The organism is Qipengyuania sp. Mu-71, from assembly GCF_036867055.1.
GTDB classification, from domain to species: domain Bacteria; phylum Pseudomonadota; class Alphaproteobacteria; order Sphingomonadales; family Sphingomonadaceae; genus Qipengyuania; species Qipengyuania profunda.
On sequence record NZ_JBAJHR010000001.1, the window covers coordinates 1,799,574 to 1,812,369 of the forward strand.

General features: G+C 65.4%; 14 protein-coding genes. 3 read left to right on the forward strand and 11 right to left on the reverse strand.

The features are described from left to right. Positions 1-24: 24 nt before the first annotated feature. The 8 genes from V6B15_RS08920 to V6B15_RS08955 form a co-directional block, all read right to left on the reverse strand. The gene (locus V6B15_RS08920; RefSeq protein WP_334200860.1) at positions 25-1,005 is read right to left on the reverse strand and encodes an alpha/beta fold hydrolase; all 981 of its coding nucleotides are present in this window, start codon (positions 1,003-1,005) and stop codon (positions 25-27) included. Then, positions 1,002-2,018 carry an SO2930 family diheme c-type cytochrome gene (locus V6B15_RS08925; protein WP_334200861.1) on the reverse strand — a complete coding sequence of 339 codons (1,017 nt, stop codon included), beginning with the start codon at positions 2,016-2,018 and terminating at the stop codon, positions 1,002-1,004. The genes V6B15_RS08920 and V6B15_RS08925 overlap by 4 nt, the downstream gene beginning before the upstream one ends. After that, the gene (locus V6B15_RS08930; RefSeq protein ID WP_442969013.1) at positions 2,015-3,208 is read right to left on the reverse strand and encodes a parallel beta-helix domain-containing protein; all 1,194 of its coding nucleotides are present in this window, start codon (positions 3,206-3,208) and stop codon (positions 2,015-2,017) included. The genes V6B15_RS08925 and V6B15_RS08930 overlap by 4 nt, the downstream gene beginning before the upstream one ends. A gap of 62 nt (positions 3,209-3,270) precedes the next feature. Further along, positions 3,271-3,615 carry a hypothetical protein gene (locus V6B15_RS08935; RefSeq protein ID WP_334200862.1) on the reverse strand — a complete coding sequence of 115 codons (345 nt, stop codon included), beginning with the start codon at positions 3,613-3,615 and terminating at the stop codon, positions 3,271-3,273. A gap of 1 nt (position 3,616) precedes the next feature. Continuing rightward, the gene (locus V6B15_RS08940) at positions 3,617-5,074 is read right to left on the reverse strand and encodes an NAD(P)(+) transhydrogenase (Re/Si-specific) subunit beta (protein ID WP_334200863.1); all 1,458 of its coding nucleotides are present in this window, start codon (positions 5,072-5,074) and stop codon (positions 3,617-3,619) included. Further along, on the reverse strand, positions 5,074-5,358 hold the full coding sequence (locus tag V6B15_RS08945) for an NAD(P) transhydrogenase subunit alpha (protein WP_006833497.1): 285 nt from the start codon (positions 5,356-5,358) through the stop codon (positions 5,074-5,076). The genes V6B15_RS08940 and V6B15_RS08945 overlap by 1 nt, the downstream gene beginning before the upstream one ends. Positions 5,359-5,382: 24 nt before the next feature. Further along, on the reverse strand, positions 5,383-6,513 hold the full coding sequence (locus V6B15_RS08950; RefSeq protein ID WP_334200864.1) for an NAD(P) transhydrogenase subunit alpha: 1,131 nt from the start codon (positions 6,511-6,513) through the stop codon (positions 5,383-5,385). Between the two features lie 4 nt (positions 6,514-6,517). Further along, positions 6,518-6,643: an aa3-type cytochrome c oxidase subunit IV gene (locus V6B15_RS08955; RefSeq protein WP_320180641.1), complete on the reverse strand. Its 126-nt coding sequence runs from the start codon at positions 6,641-6,643 to the stop codon at positions 6,518-6,520. A 199-nt stretch (positions 6,644-6,842) separates the two neighbouring features. Here V6B15_RS08955 and V6B15_RS08960 point away from each other — a divergent pair, with 199 nt between their 5' ends. Both V6B15_RS08960 and V6B15_RS08965 read left to right on the forward strand, forming a co-directional pair. Then, positions 6,843-8,261: a sigma-54-dependent transcriptional regulator gene (locus tag V6B15_RS08960; RefSeq protein WP_334200865.1), complete on the forward strand. Its 1,419-nt coding sequence runs from the start codon at positions 6,843-6,845 to the stop codon at positions 8,259-8,261. An 18-nt stretch (positions 8,262-8,279) separates the two neighbouring features. Further along, positions 8,280-9,062 carry an SDR family oxidoreductase gene (locus V6B15_RS08965; RefSeq protein ID WP_334200866.1) on the forward strand — a complete coding sequence of 261 codons (783 nt, stop codon included), beginning with the start codon at positions 8,280-8,282 and terminating at the stop codon, positions 9,060-9,062. Between the two features lie 8 nt (positions 9,063-9,070). On the opposite strand, the gene folP is transcribed toward V6B15_RS08965, so the two are convergent. The 3 genes from folP to V6B15_RS08985 all read right to left on the reverse strand — a co-directional run bounded on the left by folP (position 9,071) and on the right by V6B15_RS08985 (position 11,647). Further along, positions 9,071-10,186: a dihydropteroate synthase gene (gene folP, locus V6B15_RS08970; RefSeq protein WP_334200867.1), complete on the reverse strand. Its 1,116-nt coding sequence runs from the start codon at positions 10,184-10,186 to the stop codon at positions 9,071-9,073. Positions 10,187-10,493: 307 nt separating this feature from the next. Beyond that, positions 10,494-11,321 carry an SDR family oxidoreductase gene (locus V6B15_RS08980; protein ID WP_442969015.1) on the reverse strand — a complete coding sequence of 276 codons (828 nt, stop codon included), beginning with the start codon at positions 11,319-11,321 and terminating at the stop codon, positions 10,494-10,496. Further along, positions 11,318-11,647: a nuclear transport factor 2 family protein gene (locus tag V6B15_RS08985; protein WP_253517763.1), complete on the reverse strand. Its 330-nt coding sequence runs from the start codon at positions 11,645-11,647 to the stop codon at positions 11,318-11,320. Before V6B15_RS08985 ends, V6B15_RS08980 begins: the two co-directional genes overlap by 4 nt. A 128-nt stretch (positions 11,648-11,775) precedes the next feature. Here V6B15_RS08985 and V6B15_RS08990 point away from each other — a divergent pair, with 128 nt between their 5' ends. Beyond that, positions 11,776-12,684, forward strand: a complete 909-nt coding sequence (locus V6B15_RS08990; protein ID WP_334200868.1) for a LysR family transcriptional regulator — start codon at positions 11,776-11,778, stop codon at positions 12,682-12,684. The last annotated feature ends 112 nt before the right edge of the window (positions 12,685-12,796 follow it).

Sequence of the window (12,796 nt, forward strand, 5' to 3'; positions counted from 1 at the left end):
TATCAGGGCCTTACAACGGGCGGGTCACGAGGCGGTTCCTTCGTCCGCGACATCTTGCGAGGCGAGCACTTCGGCCAGCCAGATCCGCAGGTCCGCAACGCTTTGTTCGGGCGCTTCTTCCATCGGGATATGGCCCACGCCGGGATAATTCGCGAGCGTCGCATTGGGCAGGTGTTCCATGTACCAACCGGCCGCCTCATAGGGGATCAGGCTGTCTTCCTCGCCCCACATCACCAGCGTGGGAACCGTCACCGCCGCGATCTGCGCAGCGTCGAAATTCCGGCGCGGGGTTGCAAAGCGCTGGCGCGTCGCATTGCGGTTGCCGGGATAGCGGGCCAGCTCCCAATAGCGGTCGACCGTGCCGGGGGTCACGACCGCCTGGTTGGAGACGCTTTGCGACAGGCTGCGCTCGACCAGCGAACGCGGCAGCAGCTGGCTCATCACATTGCCCACACCGGGCATGGCGGCCAGCCGGAAGGCGAGATTGCCACCACCGTCGCGCTCGACCGGCGCACCGGCGGCATCGACCAGCACCAGCCCGGCGAGCCGGTCCGGATTGGCGACAGCATAACCCATGGCGATGGCCCCGCCCATCGAATTGCCCGCCAGCGTGAACCGCTCGACATTGAGCGCGTCGGCGACCGCGTCGATATCTTTCACGAAGGCATCGAGCGCGTAATCGCCATCGGCCGCAGGACCGGTCAGCCCATGCCCGCGCTGGTCGAAACGGATCACGCGGTAGTCGCTTTTGAGCGCGTCGGCCCAGGCCTGCCAGGTGTGGAGATCGGCATTCGAGCCATGCAGCAGGATGACAACCGGTGCATCGCGCGGACCTTCGTCGCGGACATGTACGCGGCGGGTCCCGTCGATTCCCAGCATCTGCGATGGCGGGGTGCCGTATTTCGCATACATGGCGCCCGCATCGGTATCGGGTACGCGCAGGACCAGGAACGCGGCCAATAGGACGAGCGCCAGCCCGCCCAGAATCCGCCAGAACCATTTCACGGGGCCATCTCCTCGATCCAGCGGCGCACGATGGTGAGCCCGTCTTCATCGACCGTCGCCTTGCCCAGTTCGGGCATCGCCACACCGGGTTCGGGGCTGGCCATGCGGTAGGTTAGGATCGACGCGTCGGGCGATCCGGGCACGATATCGAACAGATGGCCACCCGCCCCGCGTCCGGCGGCGACGGGGCGCTTGCCGATCCCCAGCGCGTCGGGTGCCTGCTGCTCCCACCTCAGGTCGAGCCCGCTGTTCGAGGCGGTCGCGCCGGGCTGGTGGCAATGCGCGCAGTTCACGTCGAGATAGGCACGCGCGGCGGCGGTCAGCGGCGCGCTTTCACGCTCCTCCCACAGCGGCAACTGGTCGGCATCCTGCGGCATGGTATCGAGATGCCCGTCCGCGACCATCCGGCTCAGCCAGGCATGCGACAAATTGCGCGCCTTCGGGCCGATCGGGACCACCGCCCCGTCGAGCCCGTGACATTCCTTGCACTGGTTCTTGTTGGGAACGCGGTAACTGATCGCCTGCCCCGCCGGGGTGGTCAGGTCGATCCGCGCGCCGACCACCGCCAGCTGCGCATCGGTCTGCGCCTCGTTCCACAGATAGGGCAGCGCCAGCCAGCCGTCCGCGCGGTGCAGCAGCACGCGCGTTTCGATCAGTCGCCGTTCGCTGCCCTCGCCGAAGGCAAAGGTCTTGATCAGCGCCGTACCCACCGGCAGGTCGAGCAGGCCTTCGCCCTGTGCGCCGAACTGCGTCCCCGCTGCGCGGTAGACAAACCGCAGTTTCTCAGCGCCATCGGAATAGAGCGGCGTGTTCAGGCGATATGGATGGACCCCGGCCACGGGCAACTGCGCGCCCGGATCGTCGAAAAATCCGTAGTCCGACAGCAGGCGCGGCATCCCATCGCCCATGATCGCGGCGTCATTGACGTATTCGGGCGGCGGCGGGGTCGCACGCGCGACCATCGCGCCCGAAAGCGCGACAGCAGCACAGGCGAGCCATGCGGCTGACCTCATCCGCCAAGCCGTTGTTCGAGTTCGGCGGGTGCGCCGATCCCGCTACGATCGAATTTGCTGGCGGGGGTCCCGACTGCCAGCGGACCGGGCTGCGCCGCGCCGAGCCCCTTGCCCGCTTCGGTCAGGTTGAGATTCCAGCCTGCGGTCCCCTCGACTGCCGACAGCGACCCGAGGCCATCCCACAGCACCGGCGGCAGTTCGCCGCCGAAGGCTGCCAGCAGCATGTCCGAACCTTCGAGCTGCGGATCGTAGCCGCCGCCGTCATAGCGGTTTTCGCCCACCACCACGTCGCGCGGCAGCGGATTGTACCGCTCGTCCTCGAACTCCTGCGTGTAAGCGATGACCATGATCGGCGCGGTTGGATTGCGCGACAGGATGTTGTCTTCGATCAGCACCTTGTCATTGGCCATCACCATGATCCCGGTGCCGCGCCGCACGCCCGCGACGATATTGCCCGGCGGCGCGAAATTGGGGGTGTCGTTGGCGACCACCAGATTGTTGGCGACGATTACATTGCCCCCGCCCATCACGGGCAAATTGGGCAAGTCGAACACTAGGATCCCGCCGGTGTTGCGCGTGGCGAGGTTGTGTTCGACCAGCGCATTGCGGCTGTTCTCGATCTCGATCCCGGCGACATTGGCCTCGGCAATCGAATTGCGCACGGTAATGTTGTACGACTGGCCGACATAGATGCCCGCGTCCGATGCGCCGGTGACCTTGACGCCATCGACCAGCACCCCGTCGCTCTCGACCGGATAGACGCCATAGGCGCCGTTTTCGGGATGCGGACCGCGGGTCCAGGTCACCCGGATGCGGTAATAGACGATATTGTCCGCGCCCTTGGATTTCACCCCGTCGCCCTTCGGGTTCTCGAGCGCGAAATCGCGCAGCGTCACGCCGTCGCTGGTTACCAGCAACCCTTCGCCCGCGCCCTGCTGGGCGGTGAAGTCGAGCACGGTGCCATCCATGCCCGCGCCGCGCACGGTCACATCGTCGACATCGAGGCTAAGACCGTCGGTCAGCGTATAGCGGCCCGCAGCGAGCACGATCTCGTCACCCGGTTCGGCGAGGATCAGCGCTTCCTGCAAGGCTTCCTGCGCGCCTTCACCCGGCGCGACATTATGCGTGGCGGCAATGGCGGGCGCAGCGCTTGCGAGCAGCGCAGCGGCAATCGACAGTCTGATGATCATGAGTCTCTCCCTTGCAACCTATAGTGCCGCAAGGACGGACGATTGCAAGCGTATCAGACGGATCAACGTCCCGTGAAGGCACAGACGGCGGCGGAGCTGGCCGCGACCTCGAGCACCTCGCGGTCGCCCACGCGGCGAACGCGTTCGAGCAATTCGGCGATGCTCAGCGGAACGTCCGCTTCGCCGTCTTCGGCGCGCAGGTTCTCGAGCTTGCGCAATTGGGTAATCGAAAGCCGCTGCGCCATTCGTCCAGCCATGCATTCAGCCATTGGCTGCGGCAATCCGCGCGCGACGAACTCATCCTCGAGCCGGTCCTCGACCGTGGCCTGTAGCCTGCCGCCCACGGTCGCCCATAGGACCAGCCCGCCGACGACCAGCAGCGCGAGGACGATCAGCACGCGTTTCATCTCAGTCGAGCGCTTTCACGATTTCTTCGACCATCTTCTTCGCATCGGACAGCAGCATCATCGTCTGGTCCATGTAGAAGACGTCGTTATCGACCCCGGCATAGCCGACGCCGCCCATGCTGCGCTTGATGAAGAACACCTGTTTGGCCTTGTCGACGTCGAACACGGGCATGCCGTAGATGGGCGATGACTTGTCGGTCTTGGCCGCGGGATTGACCACGTCGTTGGCACCGATGATGAAGGCGACGTCGGCCTGCGCGAACTCGCTATTGATGTCCTCCAGCTCGAATACCTTGTCGTAATCGACGCTGGCTTCGGCGAGCAGCACGTTCATGTGCCCGGGCATGCGGCCCGCGACCGGGTGAATCGCGAACTTCACCTCGACGCCCTTCTCCTCGAGCAGGTCGGTCATCTCGCGCAGCGCGTGCTGCGCTTGCGCCACCGCCATGCCGTAGCCGGGGATGATGATGACCTTCTCGGCCTGTTCGAGCATGAAAGCCGCATCCGCCGCGCTGCCCTGCTTGTAGGGGCGCTGTTCGCGCGGTTCGCCGCCTGCCGCCCCGCCGTCCTCCGCGCCGAAGCCGCCCGCGATCACGCTGAGGAAGCTGCGGTTCATCGCGCGGCACATGATGTAGCTGAGGATCGCGCCCGAAGAGCCCACCAGCGCGCCGGTGATGATCATCGCGCTGTTGCCGAGCGTGAAGCCCATCGCCGCTGCGGCCCAGCCCGAATAGCTGTTCAGCATCGAGACCACGACCGGCATGTCCGCCCCGCCAATCGGGATGATCAGCAGGAAGCCGATCAGGAAGGCGAGCACGGTCAGCGCGATGATAAGCGGCAGGGTTTCGGTGTGTCCGGTCAGGGCGAAAAGACCGATGAGCACGATGATCGCGGTCAACGTACCGAGGTTGATGATGTGGCGCGCGGGCAGCAGGATCGGCGATCCGCTCATCCGCCCCGAAAGCTTGGCAAAGGCAATGACCGAGCCGGAGAAAGTGATCGCGCCGATGGCGATGCCGAGGCCCATCTCGACCTTCGAGACCGCGCCGATACCGCCGCCCACCAGCAGGCCGAATGCGCTCGGATTGAGATAGGCCGCCCAGCCCACCAGAACCGCTGCGAGGCCGACCAGCGAGTGGAAAGCTGCGACCAGTTCGGGCATCGCGGTCATGGCAATACGGCGGGCGATGACGAGGCCGATCACGCCGCCGACCGCGATAGCGATCAGAATCTCGACGATGTTGGCGATGTCGTGCGTCACCAGCGTCGTCACCACCGCGATCAGCATGCCGATCATGCCGAAGCGGTTGCCCGTCCGGCTCGTCGCGGGCGAGGACAGGCCGCGCAGCGCGAGGATGAAGAAGACGCCCGATACGAGATACGCGAGCGCTACCCATGGGTTCACCGGACCGTGTGCGACTGCCTCTGCAACAGGCGCAGCTGCAAGGAGAGAAAGCATCACTTCTTCTCCTTCTTCTTGTACATGGCGAGCATTCTCGCAGTCACCGCGAAGCCACCGAAGATGTTCACGCTGGCGAGCACGATGCCGAGCAGCCCCAGCCACTTCGCCCCCGGCACATCCGCCGCCGCCGCCGCAATCAGCGCGCCGACGATGATCACAGAAGAGATCGCATTGGTCACCGCCATCAGCGGCGTGTGCAGCGCGGGCGTGACCGACCAGACCACGTAATAGCCGACGAAACACGCCAGCACGAAGATCGACAGGATCGAAATGAAGTCCATGTGCGGCCCCTCCCCGGGCCCGGATTACGCGGTGGTCAGTCTCTCGTTCACGACCTTGCCGCCCCGCGTCAGCCGCACGGCATCGCCGATTTCCTCGTCGAGCACGGGCTTGCCGGCGTCCTTGTCCCAGAAGGCGGACAGGAAATTGTAGAGATTGCGCGCGAACAGCGCCGAGGCGTCCGCCGCCAGATGTCCGGCGGTGTTCGAATAGCCGACGATCTTGACGCCGTGTTTCTCGACCACCTCGTCGGGCTTCGAGCCTTCGACATTGCCGCCTTGCGCAACGGCTAGGTCGAAGATCACGCTGCCCGGCTTCATGCTGGCGATCTGCGCATCCGAGATCAGCCGCGGTGCGGGCCGTCCCGGGATCAGCGCGGTGGTGATGACAATGTCCTGCTTGGCAATGTGGCCCGATACCAGCTCGGCCTGCGCCTTCTGGTATTCTTCGGACATTTCGGTGGCATAACCGCCCGAGCCTTCGCCCTCGATGCCCGCGACATCCTTGACGAAGATCGGCTTGGCGCCGAGCGACTGGATCTGTTCCTTCGTGGCCGACCGGACATCGGTGGCCGAGACCTGCGCGCCAAGCCGCTTGGCCGTAGCGATTGCCTGCAGGCCCGCCACGCCCACGCCCATAACGAAGACCTTGGCTGCCTGGATGGTACCGGCAGCGGTCATCATCATCGGAAAGGCGCGGCCATAGACATTGGCCGCAGTCAGCACCGCCTTGTACCCGGCGAGGTTCGACTGGCTGGAGAGCACATCCATGCTCTGCGCGCGGGTGATGCGCGGCATGAATTCCATCGACAGCGCTTCGAAGCCGCCCTTGGCATAGGCTGCGACCAGATCGCCATTGCGGAACGGGTCGAAGGTCGCCGCGATCCATGCGCCGGGTTTGGCCCCCGCGAGCGCCATGACCTCGGGTGCCTGCACGCCGAGCACGATATCCGCCTCCGCGACCGCCTGCGGCCCGGTGAGCACTTCGGCCCCGGCGTCGCGATAGGCCTGGTCGGTGATGGCGGCGGCCAGACCGGCGCCTTCCTCCACTGCGACTACAGCCCCGAGAGCGGCGAATTTCTTCGCCGTTTCGGGAGTCAGCGCGACCCGGTTCTCGCCCGGTGCGCGCTCTTTCAGCGCCGCGATGCGTAGCGCCATGCGGCTAGTCGGCAATCAGGATGACGACGACCAGCGTGATGATGGCAATCAGCGGGACCGACCATTTGAGCGTGCCGATGAACGAGCCGTAGGTCTGGTTGTGCGCCTTGTGGTCGTTGGCGGATTCCATGTCGATAAGTCCTTGTGTGGCAGTGATGTGTGAACGGGTGTTGCGGCGGGGTCTATCGCGGCGGGGCCGGGTGCTCAAGCCCCGCAATCGCCGCCATCATCGAAACAGGCTTAATCCGGTCTTTACCCGTTTCGGTTAGGGCACTTTGCACAAGGGCGTGGTCAGCATGCCCCGGGTCCGAGGGAGTTTGGCGAGACAGATGGCGACACAGCAATCACGCGTGTTGATGCTGATCGACGACGAGCCGGCACAAAGCCGGCTGGTGTCCGCGCTTGCCGCGCGCGACGGCTGGCGCACGCTGACCGTTGCCGATGGCGAACAGGCGCTGGCGTTGCTCGCTTCGCCCGAGGGCCGTGACATCACGGCGATCCTGCTCGACCAATGGGTGCCGGGCGACCATGCCTGCGACCTGATCCGCGACTTGCGCGCCGCGCGGCCCGATGCGCCGCTGCTGATGCTCACCGCCAGCGCCTCGCCCCGGCTCGCCGTCGAGGCCATGCGCGCGGGCGCTACCGATTACGTCGTCAAGCCGGTCGAACCCGACCGCCTGCTGCAGGCCTTGGCAAGCGCCACGCGCGCCGGGCGGCCCACCGCCGAACTCCAGCCGCTGGCCGAGAAGCTTCCCCACCCGGTGGACTTCGACGGCATGGTCGGCACGGCCGCCCCGTTCCGCACCGCGCTCGCCAAGGCAGCAACCGCCGCGCGCGGGCATGCGCATGTGCTGGTCGAGGGCGAAAGCGGCTCGGGCAAGGACATGCTCACCAATGCGATGCATGCCTCCAGCACGCGCGCCAAGGCCGCGATGCGCAAGGTCCATTGCGCCGGAATGCCGCCCGCTTCGCTCGAATCGCTGTTGTTCGGCCATGAACAGGGCGCCTTCGCCGGGGCATTCGACCGCCAGCGCGGATTGATCGAGCATTGCGACGGCGGCACGCTGATCCTCGACGATGTCGACCGCATACCCGCCGACCAGCAGCAGCGCCTCGCCGAAGTCCTCGCCACCGGGATCGTCCGCCCGACCGGCGCCGCGCACGGCTTCCGCGTCGATTTGCGCATTTTCGCCACCAGCGATTTCGCGCTGGCCGAGCTCGCCGCGACGGGGGGCTTCTCGCAGGCCCTGTACGACCAGCTATCCGCCACCCGCATCCGGATGCCTGCGCTGCGCGAACGGCTGGGCGACATCCCCGGACTAACGCGCTATTTCCTCGCCAAGATCGGCGAACAGCCGGGGCTGCAGCATCATTCGATCGCCGACAGCGGGCTGAGCCTGCTCGAAGCCTATGACTGGCCGGGCAACGTCCGCCAGTTGCAGGCCGTATTGTTCCGCGCCTGCGTGTTCGAACAGCGCGAGGCGCTGACCGCGCACAGCTTCCCGCAGCTGGCCGAACTGCTCGGCGACCAGGCCGATCGCGGCGAGAGCCGCGCGCGCGGCCTGGGCGTGCTGCTCTACACCGATGACGGCAATGTCCGCCCGCTCGAAGAGATCGAGGCCGACATCATCCGCCTCGCCATCGGCCATTACCGCGGGCGGATGACCGAAGTCGCGCGCCGGCTCGGCATCGGCCGCTCGACGCTCTACCGCAAGCTCAGCGAACTCGGCATCGACAACGCCGCCTGAGCGTCCTAGCCCTTGGCCATGGGCAAGCTCGACGACATGCTGTGCGTGATCACCGGCGGCGCCCGCGGGATCGGCAAGGCGATATGTGCCGCATATATGGCCGAAGGCGCGCGCGTCGTGCTCACCGATATCGACGAAGACGAAGGTAGGAAAGCCGCCGCCGAGCTCGGCTGCAGCTTCCACCGCCTCGACGTCGCCAGCGAAGCCGAATGGGACGCGCTGGCTGCCGCCTTCCCCGCGATCGACGTGCTGGTCAACAACGCCGGGATCACCGGGTTCGAGGACGGCCCCGCGCCGCATGACCCCGAGAACGCCAGCCTTGCCGAATGGCACCGCGTGCACAGCGTCAATACCGACGGCTGCTTCCTCGGCTGCCGCTATGCCCTGCGCGCGATGAAGGCCAAGGGCACCGGCTCGATCATCAACATGTCCTCGCGCTCGGGCCTCGTCGGGATACCCGGCGCGGCGGCCTATGCCGCGAGCAAGGCGGCGATGCGCAACCACAGCAAGTCGGTCGCGCTCTACGCCGCGCAGCAAGGCTGGGCGATCCGCTGCAATTCGGTTCACCCCGCCGCGATCCTCACCGACATCTGGGAGCCGATGCTGGGCGACGGGCCCGACCGAGACGCGAAGATGGCCGCGCTGGTCGCCGATACGCCGCTGAAGCGCTTCGGCACGGCCCAAGAGGTCGCCGCGGCCTGCGTCTACCTCGCCAGCGCCGACAGCGCCTATATGACCGGCGCGGAACTCACGCTCGACGGCGGTCTGCTGGCGGGCAGCGCCGCTTCGCCCGGAAGCTAGGCAGGCAGCTAGGCGGGCAGGTCGGCGAAGTCGGTCAGCGCGGCATCGCGCAGGCCGCGCCAGACATTGCGCGCCTGCACCGTCTCCGCGACATCGTGGACCCGCACCATCTGCATGCCCGCGCGCATCCCCTCGAGCGCCAGCGCCACGCTGCCGCCCAGCCGCTGCTCGACCGGCGCTTCCTTCGACAGCGCGCCGATCACCCGCTTGCGGCTGGCCCCCAGCAGCAGCGGATGGCCCAGCGCATGGAACAGCGGCAGCGCGTTCATCAGCGCGAGGTTTTCCGCCAGGCTCTTGCCGAAGCCGATGCCCGGATCGAGCAGGATGTGCTGCGCCGCGATCCCCGCTTCGAGCGCCGCATCGCGCCGCACGCGCAGCGCATCGAACACGTCGAACACCACGCTGGCATAGTCCGCGCCCGCATGCAGGTCCTCGCCCGCCGCGCCGGGCGCATGCATCAGCACCACCGGACAACCGGCGCATGCGACCACTTCGGCGCTGCGCGGATCATGCGCGAGGCCCGAGACGTCGTTGACCAGATGCGCGCCCGCTTCCAGCGCGGCCTCCATCACCGCTGCCTTGCGCGTGTCCACGCTGACCGCCGCGCCCATGCCGGCGCAGGCCTCGATCGCGGGAACGACGCGCTTGATCTCGTCGCCTTCCCACAGCGGCTTGGCCCCCGGGCGCGTGCTTTCGCCGCCCACGTCGATGATCGCTGCCCCCGCTTCGACCATGGCGGCGGCATGGTCCCGCCCTGCCTCGGCATCGTCGAGGAAGCGCCCGCCGTCGCTGAAGCTGTCGGGCGTGACGTTGAGGATGCCCATCACCTGCGGCTGGTCGAGCGGCACGGTCCGCGCCCCCAGTTGTAATGGCGGATGCGCGAGCGTCAGATTGGCCCATTGCGCCTCGCCCTCGGCGCCAAGCTCGTCGGGCAGGCGGCCGAGCGCTTCGGCCATGGTGTCCGGCGCCGCAAGCCAGCGCTCGACCACCTCGCCATCTCGCCGCTGGATCACCGCAAATCGGCTTGCATAGACCATTGTGCCCGCCAGCCGGATGGCATCGCCGTGCTCGGACTGCGGACCGGGGACGAAGCCGATAGGGCGAATGTAGACCTGCCCGCTCATTGTTGGACTTCCCCTGGGCAAACACCGCGACATGGACCGGGTGTTACACGGTCCAATGCGAAAAAACCCGCGGAGGGGTTTTGCGGTGCGAGGCGGAACGGGGCGTGAGCTGTGAGGCGCTGGATCATGCGCGGAGTGTTAGCGCGCGAATGCACTGTAGGACAGTCACCCTATGGCGGTTTGCTACTCCCCTGCCCCGGTACGGAGCGCAGTTCCTGCATGAAGCGGGCGCTTCATTTGCGGGAAAGCAGGCAATATGAGGGTTGGCGCGACGACTTCCGTATCGTTTGTGAAGCCTCCCGAATACCTAAACCGACTTTCCGAACACGGCCAGCCACTGGATGCGCACTCGAACGCTTCCGTTTTCTGGCAGGCGTGTAGCCGTCGCGATCATACGGTAGGGATTGTCCCACCATCGATGACATACTCGGATCCAGTGATCGTCGCCGCTCGATCGGAAGCAAGAAAAGCAACCAGATTTGCGATCTCCCCGGGTTCGGATGGGCGACCGATCGGCACGCCCCCAAGCGAGTCCATGATCAGCTGCGAGGCGTGCTGCGAGAGCGATTGAGCTTTCTGTCGCGATCCAGCCGGGCGAGACGCGAACAACGCGAACGCCCTTGGGCGAAACCTCCTTCGAAAGCGCCTTGCTATAGGTCGATAGAGCGGCTTTGGCTGCAGCGTAGGCGGTTGTAGCCTCGGGCAATGGCAGCTCGTTCTGGATCGACGTGACGTGGATTACGACGCCGGATCCTCGCGTCGTCATCGAAGGAAGCAATGCCCGGTCGAGGCGAACTGCGGGCATCAAGTTGAGGTCGAGTTCTCGGTACCATTCTTCATCGGTGAGCGCTTGATACCCACCGACCGGTGCAGAAGAACCGCCGAGCATGTGCACAACGATATCAACCCCGCCAAGGCGATCGAATACGGCGCGCGCCACGCGAGCGCATCCATCCGGAGACGTGAGGTCGGCCGCCACGAAGTTCGCCGCCTTCATGTCCTCTGGCTTGCTCCTCGCTGTAGTCAGGACGCGGGCGCCGAGTTCGGTTAGAAGTGCGACGGTCGCGGCACCTGCTCCGCGGGTCCCCGACGTAACGAGCGCCCGCTTGCCGCAGAGCGAGAGGAAGTCGCTCATGGCACGATCTCAAGTCGGGCGATCTTGTCGTCTGCGAAGGCGAAAATGTAACGCAGATCGACCGGGCTACCGGGGAAATTGCCCGCCAGATGTCCTGTCACGACAATCCGACCGTGCTCGGGAGCGATGGCGATCGGCTTGACGGTGTAGGTATATTGAGTGGAGGCATTCGCCATCCACTGGCGGATGGCTTCGCGTCCCGTGTAGGTATTCCCTTCGTCGATCACGACCGCGTCTTCAGCGAAGCATTGGGCGATCGCATCGGGATTTGAAGACTTGTCGGCCTCGAAATACTCGCGGACCACGTCAGGCAAATGAATAGGCATTATCATTCTCCAGATTGGTTTGGTGTTCGGCGAAGAGCACCGGCCTGTTCGGCACCATCCGAATAGGCCTTTACCTACATCCCGATAATTGAGATAAATCTGGATGAGCCATCTGGATTTTGAGGACAATGAGCGGCTACAGCTTGAGCGATTTCGAAGCCGTCCTTGCGATTGGTCGCAAAGCATCGTTTCGCGCAGCAGCGGTCGATCTGGGTATCTCGACTAGCGCATTGAGCAGCGCAATCGCCAAGCTGGAGAGCCAGTTGGGTGTTCGCTTGTTCAATCGTACGACCCGTAGCGTTGCTTTGACCGAAGCAGGCCGCCGGTTTGTCGATCAGGTCACCCCCGCCTTACGGGACGTCCATCAAGCGCTCGACACCGTCCGATCGCAGCAGGACACACCTTCCGGGACATTGCGGATCAACACTTTCCCCACTGCCGCTCGCGAGATCATGGCACCACTCGTCTTGGAGTTCCTGAGACGCTTTCCCGAGGTCTATATCGATCTGGTCACGGAGGGCAATCTTACCGACATCGTCGCAGCCGGCTTCGACTTCGGTGTAAGGAGCCGGGACCTGGTTCCGTCAGACATGATCGCCATTCCGATCACTCCAGCCAGGCGGTACGTCGTGGTGGCTTCCCCAGCATATCTGGCTGGGCGAGAACGCCCGCAAGTACCGGCAGACCTACTCTCTCATGCATGTATCCGCATACGCCTTCCGAACGGAGCAATGTACCGCTGGCATTTCGAATCCCAGGGCCAGCCAACGCAAGTCGATGTCCGAGGTCCGATCATCCTCGATGAGGCAAGCGTGGCTCGCATGGCCGTCCTCGAGAATGTTGGCTTCGGGTTCTTTATGGAATCGGATGTCCGGTCCGACATCGATGCGGGGAAGATGGTGCAGGTTTTGGAAAACTGGACCCCCGCGCTTGCGCCCTTGTGCCTCTATTATCCTAGTCGTCGCAACCCACCCGCGGCGGTTAAGGTCTTTGTTGATCTCGCCCGCGAACTCGCACGCGCGGCAAAACAGAACTAAAAGCCAGAAACCCTGCTTCAAGGCCCGGATGCCCCCTCTTGCAGGCTAGCGGCCCCATGGCGTTCGGCCACCGGCATGGGCCTCTGCCGAGCGGGGACATGCAACTCGCGTT